The sequence below is a fragment of the Escherichia sp. HH26CH genome (assembly GCF_009820205.1).
GTDB classification, from domain to species: Bacteria; Pseudomonadota; Gammaproteobacteria; order Enterobacterales; family Enterobacteriaceae; genus Escherichia; species Escherichia coli_F.
Window position 1 is genome coordinate 23,514 of sequence record NZ_VNXM01000020.1, and the last position, 25,281, is coordinate 48,794.

Here is a 25,281-nt window from a genome sequence, read left to right on the forward strand (position 1 = left end):
ACCCGGCTACCTGAATGGGTTGCGAATCGCGTTCAGCTTATATTGTGGTCATTAGCAAAATTTCAAGATGTTTGCGCAACTATTTTTGGTAGTAATCCCAAAGCGGTGATCTATTTCACAAATTAATAATTAAGGGGTAAAAACCGACACTTAAAGTGATCCAGATTACGGTAGAAATCCTCAAGCAGCATATGATCTCGGGTATTCGGTCGATGCAGGGGATAATCGTCGGTCGAAAAACATTCGAAACCACATATATTCTGTGTGTTTAAAGCAAATCATTGGCAGCTTGAAAAAGAAGGTTCACATGTCAAACAACATTCGTATCGAAGAAGATCTGTTGGGTACCAGGGAAGTTCCAGCTGATGCCTACTATGGTGTTCACACTCTGAGAGCGATTGAAAACTTCTATATCAGCAACAACAAAATCAGTGATATTCCTGAATTTGTTCGCGGTATGGTAATGGTTAAAAAAGCCGCAGCTATGGCAAACAAAGAGCTGCAAACCATTCCTAAAAGTGTAGCGAATGCCATCATTGCCGCATGTGATGAAGTCCTGAACAACGGAAAATGCATGGATCAGTTCCCGGTAGACGTCTACCAGGGCGGCGCAGGTACTTCCGTAAACATGAACACCAACGAAGTGCTGGCCAATATCGGTCTGGAACTGATGGGTCACCAGAAAGGTGAATATCAGTACCTGAACCCGAACGACCATGTTAACAAATGTCAGTCCACTAACGACGCCTACCCGACCGGTTTCCGTATCGCAGTTTACTCTTCCCTGATTAAGCTGGTAGATGCGATTAACCAACTGCGTGAAGGCTTTGAACGTAAAGCTGTCGAATTCCAGGACATCCTGAAAATGGGTCGTACCCAGCTGCAGGACGCAGTACCGATGACCCTCGGTCAGGAATTCCGCGCTTTCAGCATCCTGCTGAAAGAAGAAGTGAAAAATATCCAACGTACCGCTGAGCTGCTGCTGGAAGTTAACCTTGGCGCAACAGCAATCGGTACTGGTCTGAACACGCCGAAAGAGTACTCTCCGCTGGCAGTGAAAAAACTGGCTGAAGTCACTGGCTTCCCATGCGTACCGGCTGAAGACCTGATCGAAGCGACCTCTGACTGCGGCGCTTATGTTATGGTTCACGGCGCGCTGAAACGCCTGGCTGTGAAGATGTCCAAAATCTGTAACGACCTGCGCTTGCTCTCTTCTGGCCCACGTGCCGGCCTGAACGAGATCAACCTGCCGGAACTGCAGGCGGGCTCTTCCATCATGCCAGCTAAAGTAAACCCGGTTGTTCCGGAAGTGGTTAACCAGGTATGCTTCAAAGTCATCGGTAACGACACCACTGTTACCATGGCAGCAGAAGCAGGTCAGCTGCAGTTGAACGTTATGGAGCCGGTCATTGGCCAGGCCATGTTCGAATCCGTTCACATTCTGACCAACGCTTGCTACAACCTGCTGGAAAAATGCATTAACGGCATCACTGCTAACAAAGAAGTGTGCGAAGGTTACGTTTACAACTCTATCGGTATCGTTACTTACCTGAACCCGTTCATCGGTCACCACAACGGTGACATCGTGGGTAAAATCTGTGCCGAAACCGGTAAGAGTGTACGTGAAGTCGTTCTGGAACGCGGTCTGTTGACTGAAGCGGAACTTGACGATATTTTCTCCGTACAGAATCTGATGCACCCGGCTTACAAAGCAAAACGCTATACTGATGAAAGCGAACAGTAATCGTACAGGGTAGTACAAATAAAGAAGGCACGTCAGATGACGTGCCTTTTTTCTTGTGAGCAGTAACTTAAAAATAACAACCTAATATCAACTTGTTAAAAAACAAGGAAGGCTAATATGCTAGTTGTAGAACTCATCATAGTTTTGCTGGCGATCTTCTTGGGCGCCAGATTGGGGGGAATAGGTATTGGTTTTGCAGGCGGATTGGGGGTACTGGTTCTTGCCGCTATTGGCGTAAAACCTGGTAACATCCCGTTCGATGTCATTTCCATTATCATGGCGGTTATCGCCGCTATTTCTGCCATGCAGGTTGCTGGCGGTCTGGACTATCTGGTTCATCAGACAGAAAAACTGCTGCGCCGTAACCCGAAATACATCACGATCCTCGCACCGATCGTGACCTATTTCCTGACTATCTTTGCTGGTACTGGCAACATCTCTCTGGCGACACTGCCAGTTATCGCTGAAGTTGCGAAGGAACAAGGCGTTAAACCTTGCCGTCCGCTGTCTACTGCAGTGGTATCCGCGCAGATTGCGATCACCGCATCGCCAATCTCAGCGGCCGTGGTTTACATGTCTTCCGTAATGGAAGGTCATGGCATCAGCTACCTCCATCTGCTCTCCGTGGTCATCCCGTCCACCCTGCTGGCGGTTCTGGTGATGTCCTTCCTGGTCACTATGCTGTTCAACTCCAAACTCTCTGACGATCCGATTTATCGCAAGCGTCTGGAAGAGGGCCTGGTTGAACTGCGCGGTGAAAAGCAGATTGAAATCAAATCCGGTGCAAAAACGTCCGTCTGGCTGTTCCTGCTGGGCGTAGTTGGCGTTGTTATCTATGCAATCATCAACAGCCCAAGCATGGGTCTGGTTGAAAAACCGCTGATGAACACCACCAACGCAATCCTGATCATCATGCTCAGCGTTGCAACTCTGACCACCGTTATCTGTAAAGTCGATACCGACAACATCCTCAACTCCAGCACCTTCAAAGCAGGTATGAGCGCCTGTATTTGTATCCTGGGTGTTGCGTGGCTGGGCGATACTTTCGTTTCCAACAACATCGACTGGATCAAAGATACCGCTGGTGAAGTGATTCAGGGTCATCCGTGGCTGCTGGCCGTCATCTTCTTCTTTGCTTCTGCTCTGCTGTACTCTCAGGCTGCAACCGCAAAAGCACTGATGCCGATGGCTCTGGCACTGAACGTTTCTCCGCTGACCGCTGTTGCTTCTTTCGCTGCGGTGTCTGGTCTGTTCATTCTGCCGACCTACCCGACGCTGGTTGCTGCGGTACAGATGGATGACACGGGTACTACCCGTATCGGTAAATTCGTCTTCAACCATCCGTTCTTCATCCCGGGTACTCTGGGTGTTGCCCTGGCTGTTTGCTTCGGCTTCTTGCTGGGTAGCTTCATGCTGTAATGACCAATCGCGGGGCTTCAGGCCCCGCTTTCTTTCCCGCCGACTAACATCCTTCCCCCGTCCGTTGTATAGTGACCTCTCTCTTGCGGTTCCATCTGTTCTTGCGAGGTGTTTATGCTTGATGAAAAAAGTTCGAATACCGTGTCTGTCGTGGTGCTATGTACCGCACCGGATGAAGCGACAGCCCAGGATTTAGCCGCCAAAGTGCTGGCGGAAAAACTGGCAGCCTGCGCGACCTTGATCCCCGGCGCGACCTCTCTCTATTACTGGGAAGGTAAGCTGGAGCAAGAATACGAAGTACAGATGATTTTAAAAACTACCGTATCTCACCAGCAGGCACTGCTGGAATGCCTGAAGTCTCATCATCCATATCAAACCCCGGAACTTCTGGTTTTACCTGTTACACACGGAGACACAGATTACCTCTCATGGCTCAACGCATCTTTACGCTGATCCTGCTACTTTGCAGCACTTCCGTTTTTGCCGGATTATTCGACGCGCCGGGACGTTCGCAATTTGTCCCCGCGGATCAAGCCTTTGCTTTTGATTTTCAGCAAAACCAACATGACCTGAATCTGACCTGGCAGATCAAAGACGGTTACTACCTCTACCGTAAACAGGTCCGCATTACGCCGGAACACGCGAAAATTGCCGACGTGCAGCTGCCGCAAGGCGTCTGGCATGAAGATGAGTTTTACGGCAAAAGCGAGATTTACCGCGATCGGCTGACGCTTCCCGTAACCATCAACCAGGCGAGTGCGGGAGCGACGTTAACTGTCATCTACCAGGGCTGTGCTGATGCCGGTTTCTGTTATCCGCCAGAAACCAAAACCGTTCCGTTAAGCGAAGTGGTCGCCAACAACGCAGCGTCACAGCTTGTGTCTGTTCCGCAGCAAGAGCAGCCCACCGCGCAATTGCCCTTTTCCGCGCTCTGGGCGTTATTGATCGGTATTGGTATCGCCTTTACGCCATGCGTGCTGCCAATGTACCCACTGATTTCCGGCATCGTGCTGGGCGGTAAACAGCGACTCTCCACTGCCAGAGCATTGATGCTGACCTTTATTTATGTGCAGGGGATGGCGCTGACCTATACGGCGCTGGGTCTGGTGGTTGCCGCCGCAGGGTTACAGTTCCAGGCGGCGCTACAGCACCCATACGTGCTCATTGGCCTCGCTATCGTCTTTACCTTGCTGGCGATGTCAATGTTTGGCTTGTTTACCCTGCAACTCCCCTCTTCGCTGCAAACGCGCCTCACGCTGATGAGCAATCGCCAACAGGGCGGCTCACCTGGCGGTGTGTTTGTTATGGGGGCGATTGCCGGACTGATCTGTTCACCATGCACCACCGCACCGCTTAGCGCGATTCTGCTGTATATCGCCCAAAGCGGGAACATGTGGCTGGGCGGCGGCACGCTTTATCTCTATGCGTTGGGCATGGGCCTGCCGCTGATGCTAATTACCGTCTTTGGTAACCGCTTGCTGCCGAAAAGCGGCCCGTGGATGGAACAAGTCAAAACCGCGTTTGGTTTTGTGATCCTCGCACTGCCGGTCTTCCTGCTGGAGCGAGTGATTGGTGATATATGGGGATTACGCTTGTGGTCGGCGCTTGGTGTCGCATTCTTTGGCTGGGCCTTTATCACCAGCCTACAGGCCAAACGCGGCTGGATGAGCGTAGTGCAAATAATTCTGCTGGCAGCAGCATTGGTTAGCGTGCGCCCACTTCAGGATTGGGCATTTGGTGCGACGCATACCGCGCAAACTCAGACGCATCTCAACTTTACACAAATCAAAACGGTGGATGAATTAAATCAGGCACTCGCCGAAGCCAAAGGTAAACCAGTGATGTTAGATCTCTATGCTGACTGGTGCGTCGCCTGTAAAGAGTTCGAGAAATACACCTTCAGCGACCCTCAGGTGCAAAAAGCGTTAGCAGACACGGTCTTACTTCAAGCCAACGTCACTGCCAACGACGCCCAAGATGTGGCGCTGTTAAAACATCTCAATGTCCTTGGCCTACCGACAATTCTCTTTTTTGACGGACAAGGCCAGGAGCATCCGCAAGCGCGTGTCACGGGCTTTATGGATGCTGAAACCTTCAGCGCACATTTGCGCGATCGCCAACCGTGAACGACACTTGCAGTGGGAAAGACGGAGGAAAATAGCGTGCAACGTGAAGATGTACTGGGAGAAGCCCTGAAATTATTAGAATTACAAGGGATTGCCAACACCACGCTGGAGATGGTTGCTGAACGTGTGGATTATCCACTGGACGAGCTACGCCGCTTCTGGCCAGACAAAGAGGCAATCCTCTATGATGCGCTGCGCTATCTTAGCCAACAGATAGATGTCTGGCGTCGTCAGCTGATGCTGGACGAAACGCAAACCGCCGAACAAAAGCTGCTGGCGCGTTATCAGGCGCTATCGGAGTGCGTTAAAAACAACCGCTATCCGGGCTGTCTGTTTATCGCTGCCTGTACGTTTTATCCCGATCCTGGCCACCCTATTCATCAACTGGCCGATCAACAAAAAAGCGCGGCCTACGATTTCACCCACGAACTGTTAACCACGCTGGAAGTTGACGATCCGGCGATGGTAGCAAAGCAGATGGAACTGGTGCTGGAAGGCTGTTTAAGCCGAATGCTGGTGAATCGTAGCCACGCGGATGTCGACACCGCACATCGGCTGGCAGAAGATATCCTGCGCTTCGCTCGCTGCCGCCAGGGTGGCGCACTGACCTGACAGAAACACAGAAAAGAAGCGATTTGCCGCAATCTTAAGCAGTTGAATCGCTTTTACTGAAATTAGGTTGACGAGATGTGCAGATTACGGTTTAATGCGCCCCGTTGCCCGGATAGCTCAGTCGGTAGAGCAGGGGATTGAAAATCCCCGTGTCCTTGGTTCGATTCCGAGTCCGGGCACCAAATTCATATAAACGGACCTCCACGGAGGTCCGTTTTTCGTTTCAGGACGCCATGTGATTTAAGCGTTCTGCCTTCAAATCATTTCTAACAATCTCAACCAAATTTTCCCACATCGCCAGCATGTTGCGGGTATACCCCAGCTCTGGGAAATTTATCCCTAAGCTATGAATGACTCTCACGAAATGTCGTGCGGCTGCGTGATGCAGTTGAAAATCAAATGATGTCATCAAGAGCTTAACGGTATCGTTGCCGATGACATATATAAAGCACAACCTCGGGCAGAACGCCGACTGATGAGATTTTCTGAATGAGAACAAAGAGAAATGTATCAGTCCGCTTGCTCATGCAAAGACTAACAATCCATTAAAATAGTAAGCGCTCCGGGCAATTTTCCATGGATTATTTTCTGCACATTTTTCTTTGGCAAAGATGATGAATAATGATGGTAAGGTAAATTACTTCTGGTGCTCATTAAACTCCTTTCGTAATACTATGTAATCAAGAAGTTTATGGCGGGTAAAAATAACGTCTTACATTCACCAATAATATGTAAATAAACCCATCTATAGATGGTAAAAATAGGTCATGGCAATTATCATTGAACCATTCCCTTTTCGAATGAGTTTCTATTATGCAACAACCTGTAGTTCGCGTTGGCGAATGGCTTGTTACTACGTCCATAAACCAAATTAGCCGCAATGGGCGTCAACTTACCCTTGAGCCGAGATTAATCGATCTTCTGGTTTTCTTTGCTCAACACAGTGGCGAAGTACTTAGCAGGGATGAACTTATCGATAATGTCTGGAAGAGAAGTATTGTCACCAATCACGTTGTGACGCAGAGTATCTCAGAACTACGTAAGTCATTAAAAGATAATGATGAAGATAGTCCTGTCTATATCGCTACTGTACCAAAGCGCGGCTATAAATTAATGGTGCCGGTTATCTGGTACAGCGAAGAAGAGGGAGAGGAAATAATGCTATCTTCGCCTCCCCCTATACCAGAGGCGGTTCCTGACACAGATTCTCCCTCCCAAAGTCTTAACATTCAAAACACCGCAACACCACCTGAACAATCCCCAGTTAAAAGCAAACGATTCACTACCTTTTGGGTATGGTTTTTTTTCCTGTTGTCGTTAGGTATCTGTGTAGCACTGGTAGCGTTTTCAAGTCTTGATACACGTCTTCCTATGAGCAAATCGCGTATTTTGCTCAATCCACGCGATATTGACATTAATATGGTAAATAAAAGTTGTAACAGCTGGAGTTCCCCGTATCAGCTCTCTTACGCGATAGGCGTGGGTGATTTGGTGGCGACATCACTTAACACCTTCTCCACCTTTATGGTGCATGACAAAATCAACTACAACATTGATGAACCGAGCAGTTCCGGTAAAACATTATCTATTGCGTTTGTTAATCAGCGCCAATACCGTGCTCAACAATGCTTTATGTCGGTAAAATTGGTAGACAATGCAGATGGTTCAACCATGCTGGATAAACGTTATGTCATCACTAACGGTAATCAGCTGGCGATTCAAAATGATTTACTGGAGAGTTTATCAAAAGCGTTAAACCAACCGTGGCCACAACGAATGCAGGAGATGCTCCAGCAAATTTTGCCGCATCGTGGTGCGTTATTAACTAATTTTTATCAGGCTCATGATTATTTACTGCATGGCGATGATAAATCATTGAACCGTGCCAGTGAATTACTAGGTGAGATTGTTCAATCATCCCCCGAATTTACCTACGCGAGAGCAGAAAAAGCATTAGTTGATATCGTGCGCCATTCTCAACATCCTTTAGATGAAAAACAATTAGCAGCACTGAATACAGAAATAGATAACATTGTTACACTGCCGGAATTGAACAACCTGTCCATTATATATCAAATAAAAGCAGTCAGTGCTCTGGTAAAAGGTAAAACAGATGAGTCTTACCAGGCGATAAATACTGGCATTGATCTTGAAATGTCCTGGCTAAATTATGTGTTGCTTGGCAAGGTTTATGAAATGAAGGGGATGAACCGGGAAGCAGCAGATGCATATCTCACCGCCTTTAATTTACGCCCAGGGGCAAACACCCTTTACTGGATTGAAAATGGTATATTCCAGACTTCTGTTCCTTATGTTGTACCTTATCTCGACAAATTTCTCGCTTCAGAATAAGTGACTCCCGGGTTGATTCATACTCGGGAATATTTGTTGTTGATTTTTTGTATGTTATTGTTGGTATAATATGTTGCGGCAATTTATTTGCCGCATATTTTTTATAACAGAAATTTAACCGAAAAACATCTCTTAATTCATTGTAAATATTGAATGTTTATCTTTTCATGATATCAACTTGCGATCCTGATGTGTTAATAAAAAACCTCAAGTTCTCACTTACAGAAACTTTTGTGTTATTTCACCTAATCTTTAGGATTAATCTTTTTTTTTGAGTAATCTTGTCGCCAGTTTGGTCTGGTCAGTAAATAGTTACGCATCATGACCCGGACTCCAAATTCAAAAATGAAATTAGGAGAAGAGCATGAGTTCTGCCAAGAAGATCGGGCTATTTGCCTGTACCGGTGTTGTTGCCGGTAATATGATGGGGAGCGGCATTGCATTATTGCCTGCGAACCTTGCAAGTATCGGTGGTATTGCTATCTGGGGTTGGATTATCTCTATTATTGGTGCAATGTCGTTGGCTTATGTATATGCCCGACTGGCAACAAAAAACCCGCAACAAGGTGGCCCAATTGCTTATGCCGGAGAAATTTCTCCTGCATTTGGTTTTCAGACAGGTGTTCTTTATTACCATGCTAACTGGATTGGTAACCTGGCGATTGGTATTACCGCTGTATCTTATCTTTCCACCTTCTTCCCTGTATTAAATGATCCTGTTCCGGCGGGTATCGCTTGTATTGCTATCGTCTGGGTATTTACCTTTGTAAATATGCTCGGCGGTACCTGGGTAAGCCGTTTAACCACTATTGGTCTGGTGCTGGTTCTTATTCCTGTAGTTATGACTGCTATTGTTGGCTGGCATTGGTTTGATGCTGCAACTTATGCTGCTAACTGGAATACCGCAGGTACTACTGATGGTCATGCGATCATTAAAAGTATTCTGCTCTGCCTGTGGGCCTTCGTGGGTGTTGAATCCGCAGCGGTAAGTACTGGTATGGTTAAAAACCCGAAACGTACCGTTCCGCTGGCAACCATGCTGGGTACTGGTTTAGCAGGTATTGTTTACATCGCTGCGACTCAGGTGCTTTCCGGTATGTATCCGTCTTCTGTAATGGCAGGCTCCGGTGCTCCGTTTGCAATCAGTGCTTCTACTATCCTGGGTAACTGGGCTGCGCCGATGGTTTCTGCATTCACCGCTTTTGCGTGCCTGACTTCTCTGGGCTCCTGGATGATGCTGGTAGGTCAGGCAGGTGTGCGTGCCGCTAACGACGGTAACTTCCCGAAAGTTTATGGTGAAGTCGACAGCAACGGTATTCCGAAAAAAGGTCTGCTGCTGGCTGCAGTGAAAATGACTGCCCTGATGATCCTCATCACTCTGATGAACTCTGCCGGTGGTAAAGCATCTGACCTGTTCGGTGAACTGACCGGTATCGCAGTACTGCTGACTATGCTGCCGTACTTCTACTCTTGCGTTGACCTGATTCGTTTTGAAGGCGTTAACATCCGCAACTTTGTCAGCCTGATCTGCTCTGTACTGGGTTGCGTGTTCTGCTTCATCGCGCTAATGGGCGCAAGCTCCTTCGAGCTGGCAGGTACCTTCATCGTCAGCCTGATTATCTTGATGTTCTACGCTCGCAAAATGCACGAGCGCCAGAGCCACTCAATGGATAACCACACAGCGTCTAACGCACATTAATTAAAAGTATTTTCCGAGGCTCCTCCTTTCATTTTGTCCCATGTGTTGGGAGGGGCCTTTTTTACCTGGAGATATGACTATGAACGTTATTGCAATATTGAATCACATGGGGGTTTATTTTAAAGAAGAACCCATCCGTGAACTTCATCGCGCGCTTGAACGTCTGAACTTCCAGATTGTTTACCCGAATGACCGTGACGACTTATTAAAACTGATCGAAAACAATGCGCGTCTGTGCGGTGTTATTTTTGACTGGGATAAATATAATCTCGAGCTGTGCGAAGAAATTAGCAAAATGAACGAGAACCTGCCGTTGTACGCGTTCGCTAATACGTATTCCACTCTCGATGTCAGCCTGAATGACCTGCGTTTACAGATTAGCTTCTTTGAATATGCGCTGGGTGCTGCTGATGATATTGCTAACAAGATCAAGCAGACCACTGACGAATATATCAACACTATTCTGCCTCCGCTGACCAAAGCACTGTTTAAATATGTTCGTGAAGGTAAATATACTTTCTGTACTCCTGGTCACATGGGCGGTACTGCATTCCAGAAAAGCCCGGTAGGTAGCCTGTTCTATGATTTCTTTGGTCCGAACACCATGAAATCTGATATTTCCATTTCAGTATCTGAATTGGGTTCTCTGCTGGATCACAGTGGTCCACACAAAGAAGCAGAACAGTATATCGCTCGCGTCTTTAACGCAGACCGCAGCTACATGGTGACCAACGGTACTTCCACTGCGAACAAAATTGTTGGTATGTACTCTGCTCCGGCAGGCAGCACCATTCTGATTGACCGTAACTGCCACAAATCGCTGACCCACCTGATGATGATGAGCGATGTTACGCCAATCTATTTCCGCCCGACCCGTAACGCTTACGGTATTCTTGGTGGTATCCCACAGAGTGAATTCCAGCACGCTACCATTGCTAAGCGCGTAAAAGAAACACCAAACGCGACCTGGCCGGTACATGCCGTAATTACTAACTCTACCTATGATGGCCTGCTGTACAACACCGACTTCATTAAGAAAACGCTGGATGTGAAATCCATCCACTTTGACTCCGCGTGGGTGCCTTACACCAACTTCTCACCGATTTACGAAGGTAAATGCGGTATGAGCGGTGGCCGTGTAGAAGGGAAAGTGATTTACGAAACCCAGTCTACTCACAAACTGCTGGCGGCGTTCTCTCAGGCTTCCATGATCCACGTTAAAGGTGATGTAAACGAAGAAACCTTTAACGAAGCCTACATGATGCACACCACCACTTCTCCGCACTACGGTATCGTGGCGTCCACTGAAACCGCTGCGGCGATGATGAAAGGTAATGCTGGTAAGCGTCTGATCAACGGTTCCATTGAACGTGCGATCAAGTTCCGTAAAGAGATCAAACGCCTGAGAACGGAATCTGATGGCTGGTTCTTTGATGTATGGCAGCCGGATCATATCGATACCACTGAATGCTGGCCGCTGCGTTCTGACAGCTCCTGGCACGGCTTCAAAAACATCGACAATGAGCACATGTATCTTGACCCGATTAAAGTCACCCTGCTGACCCCGGGGATGGAAAAAGACGGCACCATGAGCGACTTTGGTATTCCGGCCAGCATCGTGGCGAAATACCTCGACGAACATGGCATCGTTGTTGAGAAAACCGGCCCGTATAACCTGCTGTTCCTGTTCAGCATCGGTATTGATAAGACCAAAGCATTGAGTCTGCTGCGTGCTCTGACTGACTTCAAACGTGCGTTCGACCTGAACCTGCGTGTGAAAAACATGCTGCCGTCTCTGTATCGTGAAGATCCTGAATTCTATGAAGATATGCGTATTCAGGAACTGGCTCAGAATATCCACAAACTGATTGTTCACCACAATCTGCCGGATCTGATGTATCGCGCATTTGAAGTTCTGCCGACAATGGTTATGACTCCGTATGCGGCGTTCCAGAAAGAGCTGCACGGTATGACCGAAGAAGTTTACCTCGACGAAATGGTAGGTCGTATTAACGCCAATATGATCCTTCCGTATCCGCCGGGAGTTCCTCTGGTAATGCCGGGTGAAATGATCACCGAAGAAAGCCGTCCGGTTCTGGAGTTCCTGCAGATGCTGTGTGAAATCGGCGCTCACTATCCGGGCTTTGAAACCGATATTCACGGTGCATACCGTCAGGCTGATGGCCGCTATACCGTTAAGGTATTGAAAGAAGAAAGCAAAAAATAATTAGCTCGTACAAGGGAAGTGGCTTGCCACTTCCCTTTTTTGCTCATAAGGAGAACACATGAAAACACCCTCACAGCCGCGCGCGATATACTATATCGTGGCGATCCAAATCTGGGAGTACTTCAGTTTTTACGGCATGCGTGCCTTACTCATTCTCTATCTCACCCATCAGCTTGGTTTTGATGATAACCATGCCATCAGCCTGTTCAGCGCATATGCATCTCTGGTTTACGTTACCCCTATTCTCGGCGGCTGGCTTGCCGACCGCCTGCTCGGCAACCGCACTGCAGTGATTGCCGGCGCGCTGTTAATGACCCTTGGCCATGTGGTGCTGGGCATTGATACAAATTCAACCTTTAGCCTGTATCTGGCGCTGGCAATCATTATTTGTGGCTACGGTTTATTCAAATCAAACATCAGCTGTTTGCTTGGCGAGCTCTACGACGAGAACGATCATCGACGTGATGGCGGTTTTTCGCTGCTGTATGCTGCGGGCAATATCGGTTCTATCGCAGCCCCCATCGCCTGCGGCCTGGCTGCTCAGTGGTATGGATGGCATGTTGGCTTTGCCCTTGCGGGTGGCGGCATGTTTATCGGTTTGTTGATTTTCTTAAGCGGTCATCGTCATTTCCAGTCAACGCGTAGTATGGATAAAAAAGCGCTCACTCGCGTGAAATTTGCCTTACCGGTATGGAGCTGGTTAGTGGTGATGCTCTGTTTAGCCCCAGTATTTTTTACCCTACTGCTGGAGAACGACTGGTCCGGATATTTGCTGGCGATCGTTTGCCTTATTGCTGCACAAATCATTGCCCGCATGATGATCAAATACCCCGAACACCGTCGTGCTCTTTGGCAAATAGTATTGTTGATGCTTGTCGGAACGTTGTTCTGGGTACTGGCACAACAGGGCGGCAGCACCATCAGCTTGTTTATCGATCGCTTTGTGAATCGTCAGGCATTCAATATTGAAGTGCCGACTGCGCTATTCCAGTCAGTGAATGCGATTGCAGTGATGCTCGCTGGGGTTGTTCTGGCCTGGCTGGCGTCGCCAGAAAGCCGCGGCAATTCAGCATTGCGCGTCTGGCTGAAGTTTGCCTTTGGCTTACTGCTGATGGCTTGTGGCTTTATGTTGCTGGCATTTGATGCCCGACATGCAGCGGCTGGCGGTCAAGCGTCAATGGGCGTGATGATATCCGGGCTGGCGCTAATGGGCTTTGCTGAACTCTTTATTGACCCGGTGGCGATTGCGCAAATCACGCGTCTGAAAATGTCTGGCGTATTAACCGGTATTTATATGCTGGCAACAGGCGCGGTCGCCAACTGGCTGGCAGGCGTCGTGGCACAGCAGACGACAGAGTCGCAAATTAGCGGTATGGCAATTGCAGCTTACCAGCGATTCTTTTCTCAGATGGGAGAGTGGACGTTGGCTTGTGTCGCGATCATCGTGGTATTGGCCTTTGCTGTCCGTTTTCTGTTTAGCACGCCGACGAATATGATACAGGAGAGCAACGATTAACTGTCGTAAAAACAATTGGTTATGAATAAATTAACTTTCAGTTTATCACACTAATAAATCGAGATTAATAAGTCATTTAAACCATTTTGATGGTTATTTATTAGTGATATCAACTTGAGGTAAGCGTTAGTTTCGATAAGATAAACTGAGTTATTAATAGTCGAGGCAGATAATACAGTGTACCGATCTGTCTCTTTATCTACGCTAAATTGAAAGCTGGATTTAGAGGAACCAAAATGTCTGAACGAGAAACACGGGGAGCCAATGAGGCTATTGATTTTAACGATGAACTGAGAAATCGCCGCGAAAAACTGGCGGCACTACGTCAGCAAGGTGTGGCGTTTCCCAATGATTTTCGCCGCGACCATACCTCTGACCAGTTGCACGAAGAGTTTGATGCAAAGGATAACCAGGAACTGGAATCCTTAAACATTGAAGTCTCGGTTGCTGGCCGAATGATGACCCGTCGTATTATGGGGAAAGCCTCCTTTGTAACGTTGCAGGATGTCGGTGGCCGTATTCAACTGTACGTTGCAAGAGATAGCCTGCCAGAAGGTGTTTATAACGATCAGTTTAAAAAATGGGACCTCGGCGACATTATCGGTGCCCGCGGTACGCTGTTTAAGACGCAAACGGGTGAGCTTTCCATTCACTGTACTGAGTTACGCCTGCTGACTAAGGCACTGCGTCCTTTACCAGATAAATTCCATGGTCTGCAGGATCAGGAAGTCCGTTATCGTCAACGTTATCTGGACCTCATCGCTAACGATAAATCCCGTCAAACGTTTGTTGTCCGTTCAAAAATTCTGGCCGCTATCCGTCAGTTCATGGTCGCGCGCGGCTTTATGGAAGTAGAAACCCCGATGATGCAGGTAATTCCAGGTGGGGCATCTGCTCGCCCGTTTATTACCCATCATAACGCTCTGGATTTAGATATGTACCTGCGTATCGCGCCGGAGCTGTATCTGAAACGTCTGGTTGTAGGCGGTTTTGAACGGGTATTCGAAATCAACCGTAACTTCCGTAATGAAGGTATTTCTGTTCGCCATAATCCTGAGTTCACAATGATGGAACTCTACATGGCATATGCGGATTACCATGATTTGATTGAACTGACGGAGTCACTGTTCCGCACCCTGGCACAAGAGGTACTGGGTACCACTCAAGTCACTTATGGCGAGCATGTGTTTGATTTCGGCAAACCGTTTGAAAAACTCACCATGCGCGAAGCAATCAAAAAATATCGTCCAGAAACCGATATGGCGGACCTGGATAATTTTGATGCTGCTAAAGCATTAGCTGAATCTATCGGAATTACGGTAGAGAAAAGCTGGGGGCTGGGACGCATTGTCACGGAGATCTTTGATGAAGTGGCAGAAGCACATCTGATTCAGCCAACCTTTATCACAGAATATCCGGCAGAAGTGTCACCGCTGGCGCGCCGTAATGATGTTAACCCGGAAATCACCGACCGTTTTGAATTCTTCATCGGTGGTCGTGAAATTGGTAATGGTTTTAGCGAATTAAACGACGCAGAAGATCAGGCGGAACGTTTCCAGGAACAGGTTAACGCTAAAGCTGCAGGTGACGACGAAGCCATGTTCTATGACGAAGATTACGTGACTGCGCTGGAATATGGTCTGCCGCCAACCGCGGGTCTGGGTATTGGTATCGACCGAATGATTATGCTGTTTACTAACAGTCATACTATTCGCGACGTTATTCTCTTCCCGGCGATGCGCCCACAGAAATAAATTTCATTTTAACGAACGAAGCAGTCAGACGACTGCTTCGTTCGTCGTTCCACAAATCCAGTTTTGAGGAGAGACGCTTCGTTTCAAGATAACCAGCGGGTCCACTCAACTACAGCTCCTAAAAGAGAGAAAAAAGTAATGCCACAGGCAGGCTCATTGGCCAGGTTATTCCGACCAGGAATGCACTAAGTAAACGAATATGTGTTTTCTCATGTGAGATAAACCAGATAATGACAAAGGATATGTTCACACCAATCACATAAAAAATTAATATTTTAGAGAATAGTGCCATTTTTTATGTTCTTCTTATCCTTCCTGACTACTTGTAAAACTGACGGAAATAGTCATCAACGGTCATAATGTTGAGGTCAAAATCAATATCCGGTAAGTCTAAGCATTTGAGCCTGATTAAATCTTCGATTTCACTTGCGGCTAACGATGTCGTTATTGCGAAGGAATTTTCATTCAATTGTCGTGGTATCCCATATTCATCAGCCACGATAGAGGAGAAATTCATATCATACATCAATGATCTTAACCTTAAGAACACTGAGGAATAAGATGATGGATAATCAAAAGAAACAACATAAGTATTGAACTTGTTTTTACCTTCCATAATATGACTCCTATCAATATTAAACGCTCTGGGGACGCACAACTTATTAACCCCGATCGATGATTCTCATATAGGAGATATTCTTTTTTTTTTGCTCAGTAAAGGGGATGACTTGGGACAAGAAAACGCTCTCTCTGACCATTCTTTGTGCATCCCCCTACCCTTCAGATTCTCTCCTGCATCACACCGCGGAGAGCATGAAAAATATCGTGACTCTGTACTCTCCCATCAACTGCGAATATCATCATACTCACGCGTTTTATCAAATTCGTGTTTCGCAAATGGGCATAATGGGATAATTTTTCGTTTTTCCCGACGCATTTTTTCCACGACTTTCGCAACCAGCTGTTTACCGATCCCTTGCCCTTTCAGGCTTTCATCGACATCGGTATGTTCGATAATCGCTAAATTCTCTCCGGTCGGCACAAAGACAATTTCAGCGATTTGCTTGCCCTGTTCGTCATTAATGTAAAATTTATTGTGGCCTTCGCGTATTTCCATTTTACCCTCGCTTATTTATGACGGTATTTCAGCGCGCCGCTCGGGCACATATCAATCACTTTCATTACAGTGGTGACATCAACTTCATCCGGCATGATCCACGGCTTACGTTTGAGGTTAAATAACCTGCCGTTGCCACGTACGCAATTGCCAGAATGCTGACATATTGCAGTGTTGAAATAGACATCGATCTTTTCGCCGGTATAACAGCGATAACCCCCGTCCAGTAGCGCCTGATCCATGACCTTCCCTCTCTCATCAGTATGGTTTTCACTATAAGCATAGCCCCGGAATCTTCATACAGCACTGGCAGTTTCCGTTGCCAGAGTCTCTTCCCCTATATAGCCAATCATTCTTACTCCCTTTGAATTACCCGCCTCATCAGAGATAATGCTTAAGAAATTTGTCACACAAGGAAGCTGATGAGACATTCATTGCCCTACCGTATGTTACGCAAACGTCCGATGAAATTGAGTACCACTGTGATCTTAATGGTCAGCGCGGTACTGTTCTCGGTGCTATTGGTGGTGCATCTGATTTACTTCTCGCAAATCAGTGATATGACGCGAGACGGGCTAGCCAACAAGGCACTGGCAGTGGCGCGTACTCTCGCCGACTCGCCGGAAATCCGTCAGGGCTTGCAGAAAAAACCGCAGGAGAGCGGCATCCAGGCCATCGCGGAAGCCGTGCGCAAACGCAACGATCTGCTGTTTATTGTCGTTACCGATATGCAAAGTCTTCGCTACTCGCATCCTGAAGCCCAGCGTATTGGTCAGCCATTTAAAGGTGATGACATCCTTAAAGCGCTGAATGGCGAAGAAAATGTCGCTATCAATCGCGGTTTTCTGGCGCAGGCTTTACGCGTATTTACCCCCATCTACGATGAAAATCATAAACAAATTGGCGTGGTGGCGATCGGCCTTGAGTTAAGTCGCGTGACCCAACAGATCAATGACAGTCGCTGGAGCATCATCTGGTCGGTATTATTTGGCATGCTGGTCGGGCTGATTGGCACCTGCATTCTGGTTAAGGTACTGAAAAAAATCCTTTTCGGCCTGGAACCCTACGAAATCTCCACGCTGTTTGAGCAACGCCAGGCCATGTTGCAGTCTATCAAAGAAGGCGTCGTTGCCGTGGACGATCGCGGCGAGGTCACGCTGATCAACGATGCCGCACAAGAATTGCTGAATTACCGTAAGTCGCAGGACGATGAGAAACTGTCGACGCTAAGCCACTCGTGGTCACAGGTGGTAGATGTCTCGGAAGTGTTACGCGACGGTACCCCGCGGCGCGACGAAGAGATTACGATTAAAGATCGGCTATTACTGATCAACACCGTTCCGGTGCGCAGTAATGGCGTTATCATCGGTGCCATTTCAACCTTCAGGGACAAAACTGAAGTACGTAAACTGATGCAGCGACTCGACGGTCTGGTCAACTATGCTGACGCACTTCGTGAACGATCCCACGAATTTATGAATAAATTGCATGTGATTCTCGGATTATTGCATCTGAAGAGTTATAAGCAGTTGGAAGATTACATTCTCAAAACAGCCAATAACTATCAGGAAGAGATTGGCTCTCTGCTGGGTAAGATCAAATCTCCGGTTATCGCTGGTTTTTTAATCAGCAAGATTAACCGCGCGACCGATTTAGGCCATACGCTGATTTTAAACAGTGAAAGCCAGCTGCCAGACAGCGGCAGTGAGGACCAGGTCGCGACGCTGATTACCACGTTGGGAAATCTGATAGAAAACGCGCTGGAAGCATTAGGGCCGGAACCCGGTGGCGAAATTAGCGTAACATTGCACTACCGTCACGGCTGGCTGCACTGTGAAGTTAACGATGATGGACCGGGGATCGCACCCGACAAAATCGATCACATTTTTGACAAAGGTGTCTCGACAAAAGGAAGCGAGCGAGGCGTCGGTTTAGCACTTGTCAAACAACAGGTAGAAAATCTCGGCGGCAGCATCGCCGTGGAATCGGAACCCGGGATTTTCACACAATTTTTTGTCCAGATACCCTGGGACGGGGAGAGGTCGAACAGATGATCAATGTATTAATTATCGATGACGACGCAATGGTCGCGGAGCTGAATCGCCGATACGTGGCACAAATCCCAGGCTTTCAATGCTGTGGAACGGCCTCGACGCTGGAGAAAGCCAAAGAGATTATCTTCAATAGCGATACGCCTATCGACCTGATATTGCTCGATATCTATATGCAAAAAGAGAACGGGCTCGATTTACTGCCTGTTCTGCATAATGCGCGTTGCAAAAGTGATGTGATTGTTATCTCTTCCGCTGCCGATGCCGCAACCATTAAAGATTCGCTGCATTACGGAGTCGTGGATTACCTGATCAAACCCTTCCAGGCTACCCGCTTTGAAGAGGCGCTCACCGGCTGGCGGCAAAAGAAAATGGCGCTGGAAAAACATCAGTATTATGACCAGGCCGAGCTTGATCAGCTAATCCACGGCAGCAGCTCCAACGAGCAAGATCCTCGTCGCTTGCCAAAAGGCTTAACACCACAGACGTTACGCACGCTGTGCCAGTGGATTGACGCGCATCAGGACTATGAGTTTTCAACCGACGAGCTGGCTAATGAGGTTAACATCTCGCGTGTTTCCTGCCGTAAATATCTCATCTGGCTGGTCAACTGCCACATCTTGTTCACCAGTATCCATTATGGCGTCACAGGTCGTCCGGTTTATCGTTATCGTATTCAGGCAGAACATTACTCACTACTTAAACAATATTGCCAATAACGATCACGGTTATCTGTAAGTAATAATTATTACAGTAATGCAAAATACCCCTGGCACAAGTTACATCGTTTATCAGTAAAACTTGTGCCAGATCAAATATAATTACCCCTCTCTCACCGCTGAAATTAATATCTCTTCGGATGAACGGTGTTTTTAATTTCAAAACGCTAACAAAAGTTAATTAACTATTATGTCGCCCGCATTATGTGTATTTTTACCCATAAATGGGTAGTTAAGAATAATCTATAAACCTGATGATACCTACCCTGAGAACAAAAAATATACCGATAAGTATCAATAAGATAGCAGCAAACAAAACATTAACATCTGCGTAGTACAAACTATAAACCCATCGCCAGAGAGTATTTCTCTCTGAAAAAACCGCTTATCACAGTGCATAAATTTGCCGCTGCTTTAATCAGCCAATATTCACTGTGAGGTATTTACTCAAGCCGGTAACGACCAAACGGATATTTAGTCAAGCTCTGAAAACAGTTCATACAAAACAGAACGTGACTGTGATCTATTCAGCAAAAATTTAAATAGGATTATCGCGAGGGTTTACACATGTTATTTACTATCCAACTTATCATAATACTGATATGTCTGTTTTATGGTGCCAGAAAGGGTGGTATCGCGCTGGGTTTATTAGGCGGTATCGGCCTGGTCATTCTGGTCTTTGTCTTCCACCTTCAGCCAGGTAAACCACCGGTTGATGTCATGCTGGTTATCATTGCGGTGGTGGCGGCATCGGCGACCTTGCAAGCTTCGGGCGGTCTTGATGTCATGCTGCAAATTGCCGAGAAGCTGCTGCGCCGTAACCCGAAATATGTCTCCATTGTCGCGCCGTTTGTGACCTGTACGCTGACCATTCTTTGCGGTACGGGTCATGTGGTTTACACCATTCTGCCGATCATCTACGACGTTGCTATTAAGAACAACATCCGTCCGGAACGTCCGATGGCGGCAAGTTCTATCGGTGCACAGATGGGGATTATCGCAAGCCCAGTGTCGGTTGCGGTTGTATCTCTGGTTGCGATGCTGGGTAATGTCACCTTTGATGGTCGCCATCTTGAGTTCCTCGACCTGCTGGCAATCACCATTCCATCGACGTTAATCGGTATCCTGGCGATCGGTATCTTCAGCTGGTTCCGCGGTAAAGATCTGGATAAAGATGAAGAGTTCCAGAAATTCATCTCCGTACCGGAAAACCGTGAGTATGTTTACGGTGATACCGCGACGCTGCTGGATAAAAAACTGCCGAAAAGCAACTGGCTAGCAATGTGGATCTTCCTCGGGGCAATCGCTGTAGTTGCACTTCTTGGTGCTGATTCGGACCTGCGTCCATCCTTCGGTGGCAAACCGCTGTCGATGGTACTGGTTATTCAGATGTTTATGCTGCTAACCGGGGCGCTGATTATTATCCTGACCAAAACCAATCCCGCGTCTATCTCAAAAAACGAAGTCTTCCGTTCCGGTATGATCGCCATCGTGGCGGTGTACGGTATCGCATGGATGGCGGAAACCATGTTCGGTGCGCATATGTCTGAAATTCAGGGCGTACTGGGTGAAATGGTGAAAGAGTATCCGTGGGCCTATGCCATTGTTCTGCTGCTGGTTTCCAAGTTTGTAAACTCTCAGGCCGCGGCGCTAGCGGCGATTGTTCCGGTCGCGCTGGCGATCGGCGTTGACCCGGCATACATCGTGGCTTCAGCACCGGCTTGCTATGGTTATTACATCCTGCCGACTTATCCGAGCGACCTGGCAGCGATTCAGTTTGACCGTTCCGGCACCACCCACATCGGTCGCTTCGTCATCAACCACAGCTTTATTCTGCCGGGGTTGATTGGTGTGAGCGTATCGTGCGTCTTCGGCTGGATCTTCGCTGCGATGTACGGGTTCTTATAAATGCACTTTGCGTGCCGCCCGTGACTGCGCGGCACGCCATTTTCGAATAACAAATACAGAGTTATAGGCTGGAAGCTATGTCAAACAAACCCTTTATCTACCAGGCACCTTTCCCGATGGGGAAAGACAATACCGAATACTATCTACTCACGTCCGATTACGTTAGCGTTGCCGACTTCGACGGCGAAACCATCCTGAAAGTGGAACCAGAAGCCCTGACCTTGCTGGCGCAGCAAGCCTTTCACGACGCTTCTTTCATGCTCCGCCCGGCACACCAGAAACAGGTCGCGGCTATTCTTCAAGATCCAGAAGCCAGCGAAAACGACAAGTACGTGGCGCTGCAATTCTTAAGAAACTCAGAAATCGCCGCCAAAGGCGTGCTGCCGACCTGCCAGGACACCGGCACCGCGATCATCGTCGGTAAAAAAGGTCAGCGCGTGTGGACCGGTGGCGGCGATGAAGAAGCGCTGTCGAAAGGTGTCTATAACACCTATATCGAAGATAACCTGCGTTACTCACAAAACGCGCCGCTGGACATGTACAAAGAGGTCAACACCGGCACGAACCTGCCTGCGCAAATCGACCTGTACGCGGTAGATGGCGACGAATACAAATTCCTCTGCGTCGCCAAAGGCGGTGGCTCTGCCAATAAAACGTATCTCTACCAGGAAACCAAAGCTTTGCTGACTCCCGGCAAACTGAAAAACTTCCTCGTCGAGAAAATGCGTACACTCGGTACTGCAGCCTGCCCGCCGTACCATATCGCGTTTGTGATTGGCGGTACGTCTGCGGAAACCAACCTGAAAACCGTCAAGTTAGCAAGCGCTCACTATTACGATGAACTGCCGACCGAAGGGAACGAACATGGTCAGGCGTTCCGCGATGTCCAGCTGGAACAGGAACTGCTGGAAGAGGCCCAGAAACTCGGCCTTGGCGCGCAGTTTGGCGGTAAATACTTCGCGCACGACATCCGCGTGATCCGTCTGCCACGTCACGGCGCATCCTGCCCGGTAGGTATGGGCGTCTCCTGCTCCGCTGACCGTAACATTAAAGCGAAAATCAACCGCGAAGGTATCTGGATCGAAAAACTGGAACACAATCCAGGCCAGTACATTCCACAAGAACTGCGTCAGGCCGGTGAAGGCGAAGCGGTGAAAGTCGACCTTAACCGCCCGATGAAAGAGATCCTCGCCCAGCTTTCGCAATACCCGGTATCCACCCGCTTGTCGCTCACCGGCACTATTATCGTGGGTCGCGATATTGCACATGCCAAGCTGAAAGAGCTGATTGACGCCGGTAAAGAACTGCCGCAGTACATCAAAGATCACCCGATCTACTACGCGGGTCCGGCGAAAACGCCTGCCGGTTATCCATCAGGTTCACTTGGCCCAACCACCGCAGGTCGTATGGACTCCTACGTGGATCTGCTGCAATCCCACGGCGGCAGCATGATCATGCTGGCGAAAGGTAACCGCAGTCAGCAGGTTACCGACGCGTGTCATAAACACGGCGGCTTCTACCTCGGTAGTATCGGCGGCCCGGCGGCGGTACTGGCGCAGCAGAGCATCAAGCATCTGGAATGCGTCGCTTATCCGGAGCTGGGTATGGAAGCTATCTGGAAAATCGAAGTAGAAGATTTCCCGGCGTTTATCCTGGTCGATGACAAAGGCAACGACTTCTTCCAGCAAATCGTCAACAAACAGTGCGCGAACTGCACTAAGTAACCTCTTCGGCCCAGCGCCTGGCAGCATGCTGCCAGGTGATCCCCCTGGGCCACCTCTTTTGCGATTGTAATTTCACGCTTGCTGGTGAATAGTCAGTATTTTCCCTGACTTGCGAACTCACCATGACCCGCACACTCAAGCCGTTAATTCTTAACACCGGCGCACTGGCGCTAACGTTAATCCTGATTTATACCGGCATTTCGGCCAATGACAAACTCACCTGGCTGATGGAAGTGACACCGGTGATTATTGTCGTGCCGCTACTGCTTGCCACCGCCAGACGTTATCCGTTAACGCCGCTGCTCTATACGCTCATTTTCTTTCACGCCATCATCCTGATGGTCGGCGGACAATACACCTACGCGAAAGTCCCCGTTGGTTTTGAGGTGCAGGAATGGCTGGGGTTGAGTCGTAATCCGTATGACAAGCTGGGGCACTTTTTCCAGGGGCTGGTGCCTGCACTGGTGGCACGAGAAATTCTCGTTCGCGGGATGTACGTGCGCGGACGTAAAATGGTGGCGTTCCTGGTCTGCTGCGTGGCGCTGGCGATAAGCGCGATGTATGAATTAATCGAGTGGTGGGCAGCGCTGGCAATGGGTCAGGGAGCGGATGATTTTCTCGGTACCCAGGGCGACCAATGGGACACACAATCCGATATGTTCTGCGCGCTGCTTGGCGCATTAACGACGGTGATATTCCTTGCTCGCTTTCATTGCCGCCAGCTACGGCGCTATGGCTTAATCACCAGAGCGCCGGAAGCGATTACCTCTTAACGGTGCAACCAGCCTGGCAGCCAGTCGCCGTGGGCGGCAATCAGGTCGTCAACAAGAGCATATATTTCGTCAATGCCCAGCACGGCGGCAGTATGCGGGTCCATCATCGCGGCGTGGTAAACACGGTCGCGATTTTCTGTGAGAATGGCTTCCGTCAGCAGCGTCTGTACGTTGATATTGGTTTGCATCAGGGCGGCCAGATGCGAAGGTAGCGTACCGACTTTGGTCGGCTGAATGCCATTAGCATCAACTAAACAGGCCACTTCCACACAACATCCTTGTGGCAGGTTATCAATCAATCCATCGTTACGGACGTTGCCGTAAATCACACTCGGCTCGCCAGTCCAGATAGCGTTCATGATTGTGCTGGCATATTCCCGTGACGGTTTAATATCAATCCGGGAGGCGTTCTTATACTCCTCCAGCTCTTTATGCCAGTTCGCCAGCTGCTCGACGCAGCGTTTCGGGTACTCATCCAGCGGTACTTTATAACGCTCAATCAAATCCTCACGACCTGGCTTAATAAACCACGGTGTGTACTCAGCAAAATGTTCTGACGATTCAGTGACGAAGTAGCCCAGCTTTTTGAACATTTCGTAACGCACAATATTCTGGCAGCGAGTATTACCATGAATATTTGGCTTCGGTGCCTGCCCTGCCTCATAAGCCGCCAGCAGTTCCGGGTAGAGATTCACGTAACTGCCGTCGGCGGTTTTGCGCTCCAGTTCCAGGTAAAACGCCATATGGTTGATACCCGCACAACGGTAACGCAGCGTAGCCGGGTCGATATTGAGGTCACGCGCCAGCTCTTCCGCCGTTCCCTGCACCGAATGGCACAGCCCTACCTGTTTGATATGCGGATAACGGGCATACATCGCCCAGGTATTCATCGCCATTGGGTTAACATAGTTGAGCATGGTGGCATCGGGGCAGACTTCCGTCATGTCCTCGCAAATTTGCCACAGGTGAGGAATGGTACGTAGCGCGCGCATAATACCGCCCGGCCCCAGTGTATCGGCAATGGTTTGTTCCAGACCGTGGCGCTTACAGACCTCAAAATCAGTCACCGTGCAAGGTTCATAACCGCCAATCTGAAATGCCACCACGACAAAATCGGCATCCTGTAAGGCTTCTTTCTGTTGGGTGTGGCAGGTGATTTTGCCGCTGGCCCCTGCTGAATCCATCAACTTGCGCACCACAATATGCGACTCTTCCAGGCGGGTGGGATCAATGTCCATCAGGGCAATATGCGCCGTTTTCAGCGCCTCGCGATGGAACACATCACCAAGAATATTTTTAACGAAAATCGTCGAACCAGCGCCGATAAATGTAATTTTGGGTGCAGACATCATGCAGATCTCCTGGCTTGCTTGAATAACTTCATCATGGCAGGCGAATCTGCAGAAAACCTCCGGCTTCCAGGTTGAGCATTCCCATAAACTCAGATCCTGCGTGAAGTATCAGTAAATCTGAGTTTATGGGAATAAATTACCTGAAAAGAAGAGTTTTCGGCCTCATGGTACTCGGATGATCCCTTCGC

The 25,281-nt window shown here is 48.5% G+C and carries 20 protein-coding genes and 1 tRNA gene; 16 read left to right on the top strand and 5 right to left on the bottom strand.

Translation table 11 applies throughout. The annotated features are described in order from the left end of the window. Positions 1-307 precede the first annotated feature (307 nt). The 11 genes from aspA to lysS all read left to right on the top strand — a co-directional run bounded on the left by aspA (position 308) and on the right by lysS (position 15,449). Positions 308-1,744 (top strand): aspartate ammonia-lyase, encoded by a 1,437-nt coding sequence (gene aspA / locus FQ015_RS07860; protein WP_000069437.1) that lies wholly within the window; start codon positions 308-310, stop codon positions 1,742-1,744. A 117-nt stretch (positions 1,745-1,861) separates the two neighbouring features. Then, positions 1,862-3,163 carry an anaerobic C4-dicarboxylate transporter DcuA gene (gene dcuA / locus FQ015_RS07865; protein ID WP_000961957.1) on the top strand — a complete coding sequence of 434 codons (1,302 nt, stop codon included), beginning with the start codon at positions 1,862-1,864 and terminating at the stop codon, positions 3,161-3,163. Between the two features lie 114 nt (positions 3,164-3,277). Then, on the top strand, positions 3,278-3,616 hold the full coding sequence (gene cutA, locus FQ015_RS07870; protein ID WP_032304347.1) for a divalent cation tolerance protein CutA: 339 nt from the start codon (positions 3,278-3,280) through the stop codon (positions 3,614-3,616). Then, complete coding sequence (dsbD, locus tag FQ015_RS07875; protein ID WP_000068958.1) at positions 3,592-5,289, top strand: protein-disulfide reductase DsbD; 1,698 nt, start codon at positions 3,592-3,594, stop codon at positions 5,287-5,289. Before cutA ends, dsbD begins: the two co-directional genes overlap by 25 nt. Positions 5,290-5,325: 36 nt before the next feature. Continuing rightward, entirely contained in the window at positions 5,326-5,901 is a 576-nt protein-coding gene (locus tag FQ015_RS07880) for a transcriptional regulator (RefSeq protein WP_001317578.1), read from the top strand. A 106-nt stretch (positions 5,902-6,007) separates the two neighbouring features. Then, a tRNA-Phe gene (locus FQ015_RS07885) sits at positions 6,008-6,083 on the top strand. Positions 6,084-6,714: 631 nt separating this feature from the next. Next, positions 6,715-8,253 carry a lysine decarboxylation/transport transcriptional activator CadC gene (gene cadC, locus FQ015_RS07890; protein WP_160523932.1) on the top strand — a complete coding sequence of 513 codons (1,539 nt, stop codon included), beginning with the start codon at positions 6,715-6,717 and terminating at the stop codon, positions 8,251-8,253. 364 nt (positions 8,254-8,617) lie between these two features. Then, positions 8,618-9,952 (top strand): cadaverine/lysine antiporter, encoded by a 1,335-nt coding sequence (gene cadB, locus FQ015_RS07895; RefSeq protein WP_000092915.1) that lies wholly within the window; start codon positions 8,618-8,620, stop codon positions 9,950-9,952. 79 nt (positions 9,953-10,031) lie between these two features. Further along, positions 10,032-12,179: a lysine decarboxylase CadA gene (cadA, locus tag FQ015_RS07900; RefSeq protein WP_001355092.1), complete on the top strand. Its 2,148-nt coding sequence runs from the start codon at positions 10,032-10,034 to the stop codon at positions 12,177-12,179. 58 nt (positions 12,180-12,237) lie between these two features. Beyond that, a complete protein-coding gene (dtpC, locus tag FQ015_RS07905) occupies positions 12,238-13,695 on the top strand; it encodes a dipeptide/tripeptide permease DtpC (RefSeq protein ID WP_105271929.1) in 1,458 nt (485 codons plus the stop codon). Positions 13,696-13,931: 236 nt separating this feature from the next. Then, on the top strand, positions 13,932-15,449 hold the full coding sequence (lysS, locus tag FQ015_RS07910; protein WP_160523933.1) for a lysine--tRNA ligase: 1,518 nt from the start codon (positions 13,932-13,934) through the stop codon (positions 15,447-15,449). 118 nt (positions 15,450-15,567) lie between these two features. Here lysS and ghoT read toward each other — a convergent pair whose 3' ends face one another. The 4 genes from ghoT to yjdI form a co-directional block, all read right to left on the bottom strand. Further along, complete coding sequence (ghoT, locus tag FQ015_RS07915; RefSeq protein WP_001173343.1) at positions 15,568-15,741, bottom strand: type V toxin-antitoxin system toxin GhoT; 174 nt, start codon at positions 15,739-15,741, stop codon at positions 15,568-15,570. Between the two features lie 27 nt (positions 15,742-15,768). After that, the gene (gene ghoS / locus FQ015_RS07920) at positions 15,769-16,065 is read right to left on the bottom strand and encodes a type V toxin-antitoxin system endoribonuclease antitoxin GhoS (RefSeq protein WP_000398619.1); all 297 of its coding nucleotides are present in this window, start codon (positions 16,063-16,065) and stop codon (positions 15,769-15,771) included. A gap of 228 nt (positions 16,066-16,293) precedes the next feature. Next, entirely contained in the window at positions 16,294-16,566 is a 273-nt protein-coding gene (locus FQ015_RS07925; protein WP_000405647.1) for a GNAT family N-acetyltransferase, read from the bottom strand. Positions 16,567-16,577: 11 nt separating this feature from the next. Beyond that, positions 16,578-16,808 carry a 4Fe-4S mono-cluster protein YjdI gene (gene yjdI / locus FQ015_RS07930; protein ID WP_032304336.1) on the bottom strand — a complete coding sequence of 77 codons (231 nt, stop codon included), beginning with the start codon at positions 16,806-16,808 and terminating at the stop codon, positions 16,578-16,580. 180 nt (positions 16,809-16,988) lie between these two features. Between yjdI and FQ015_RS07935 the strand changes: the two genes are divergently transcribed. The 5 genes from FQ015_RS07935 to FQ015_RS07955 all read left to right on the top strand — a co-directional run bounded on the left by FQ015_RS07935 (position 16,989) and on the right by FQ015_RS07955 (position 23,741). After that, positions 16,989-18,620: a sensor histidine kinase gene (locus tag FQ015_RS07935; RefSeq protein WP_001216477.1), complete on the top strand. Its 1,632-nt coding sequence runs from the start codon at positions 16,989-16,991 to the stop codon at positions 18,618-18,620. Then, positions 18,617-19,336, top strand: a complete 720-nt coding sequence (dcuR, locus tag FQ015_RS07940; RefSeq protein WP_000611290.1) for a two-component system response regulator DcuR — start codon at positions 18,617-18,619, stop codon at positions 19,334-19,336. The genes FQ015_RS07935 and dcuR overlap by 4 nt, the downstream gene beginning before the upstream one ends. Positions 19,337-19,903: 567 nt before the next feature. Then, positions 19,904-21,244: an anaerobic C4-dicarboxylate transporter DcuB gene (gene dcuB, locus FQ015_RS07945; protein ID WP_000899522.1), complete on the top strand. Its 1,341-nt coding sequence runs from the start codon at positions 19,904-19,906 to the stop codon at positions 21,242-21,244. Between the two features lie 77 nt (positions 21,245-21,321). Next, positions 21,322-22,968: a class I fumarate hydratase gene (gene fumB / locus FQ015_RS07950; RefSeq protein ID WP_000066710.1), complete on the top strand. Its 1,647-nt coding sequence runs from the start codon at positions 21,322-21,324 to the stop codon at positions 22,966-22,968. Positions 22,969-23,090: 122 nt separating this feature from the next. After that, the gene (locus FQ015_RS07955) at positions 23,091-23,741 is read left to right on the top strand and encodes a DUF2238 domain-containing protein (RefSeq protein ID WP_000198767.1); all 651 of its coding nucleotides are present in this window, start codon (positions 23,091-23,093) and stop codon (positions 23,739-23,741) included. Here FQ015_RS07955 and melA read toward each other — a convergent pair. Further along, positions 23,738-25,093, bottom strand: coding sequence for an alpha-galactosidase (gene melA / locus FQ015_RS07960; RefSeq protein WP_000986622.1), 1,356 nt, complete (start codon positions 25,091-25,093; stop codon positions 23,738-23,740). The genes FQ015_RS07955 and melA overlap by 4 nt on opposite strands. Positions 25,094-25,281: the final 188 nt, after the last annotated feature.

Coding starts and splice junctions, on each gene's coding strand:
- dcuA (WP_000961957.1), top strand. CDS start 1,862: ATGCTAGTTGTAGAACTCATCATAGTTTTGCTGGCGATCTTCTTGGGC.
- cadA (WP_001355092.1), top strand. CDS start 10,032: ATGAACGTTATTGCAATATTGAATCACATGGGGGTTTATTTTAAAGAA.
- FQ015_RS07925 (WP_000405647.1), bottom strand. CDS start 16,566: ATGGAAATACGCGAAGGCCACAATAAATTTTACATTAATGACGAACAG.
- ghoS (WP_000398619.1), bottom strand. CDS start 16,065: ATGGAAGGTAAAAACAAGTTCAATACTTATGTTGTTTCTTTTGATTAT.
- dsbD (WP_000068958.1), top strand. CDS start 3,592: ATGGCTCAACGCATCTTTACGCTGATCCTGCTACTTTGCAGCACTTCC.
- cutA (WP_032304347.1), top strand. CDS start 3,278: ATGCTTGATGAAAAAAGTTCGAATACCGTGTCTGTCGTGGTGCTATGT.
- lysS (WP_160523933.1), top strand. CDS start 13,932: ATGTCTGAACGAGAAACACGGGGAGCCAATGAGGCTATTGATTTTAAC.
- fumB (WP_000066710.1), top strand. CDS start 21,322: ATGTCAAACAAACCCTTTATCTACCAGGCACCTTTCCCGATGGGGAAA.
- aspA (WP_000069437.1), top strand. CDS start 308: ATGTCAAACAACATTCGTATCGAAGAAGATCTGTTGGGTACCAGGGAA.
- dtpC (WP_105271929.1), top strand. CDS start 12,238: ATGAAAACACCCTCACAGCCGCGCGCGATATACTATATCGTGGCGATC.
- dcuB (WP_000899522.1), top strand. CDS start 19,904: ATGTTATTTACTATCCAACTTATCATAATACTGATATGTCTGTTTTAT.
- melA (WP_000986622.1), bottom strand. CDS start 25,093: ATGATGTCTGCACCCAAAATTACATTTATCGGCGCTGGTTCGACGATT.
- FQ015_RS07955 (WP_000198767.1), top strand. CDS start 23,091: ATGACCCGCACACTCAAGCCGTTAATTCTTAACACCGGCGCACTGGCG.
- dcuR (WP_000611290.1), top strand. CDS start 18,617: ATGATCAATGTATTAATTATCGATGACGACGCAATGGTCGCGGAGCTG.
- yjdI (WP_032304336.1), bottom strand. CDS start 16,808: ATGGATCAGGCGCTACTGGACGGGGGTTATCGCTGTTATACCGGCGAA.
- cadB (WP_000092915.1), top strand. CDS start 8,618: ATGAGTTCTGCCAAGAAGATCGGGCTATTTGCCTGTACCGGTGTTGTT.
- FQ015_RS07935 (WP_001216477.1), top strand. CDS start 16,989: ATGAGACATTCATTGCCCTACCGTATGTTACGCAAACGTCCGATGAAA.
- cadC (WP_160523932.1), top strand. CDS start 6,715: ATGCAACAACCTGTAGTTCGCGTTGGCGAATGGCTTGTTACTACGTCC.
- ghoT (WP_001173343.1), bottom strand. CDS start 15,741: ATGGCACTATTCTCTAAAATATTAATTTTTTATGTGATTGGTGTGAAC.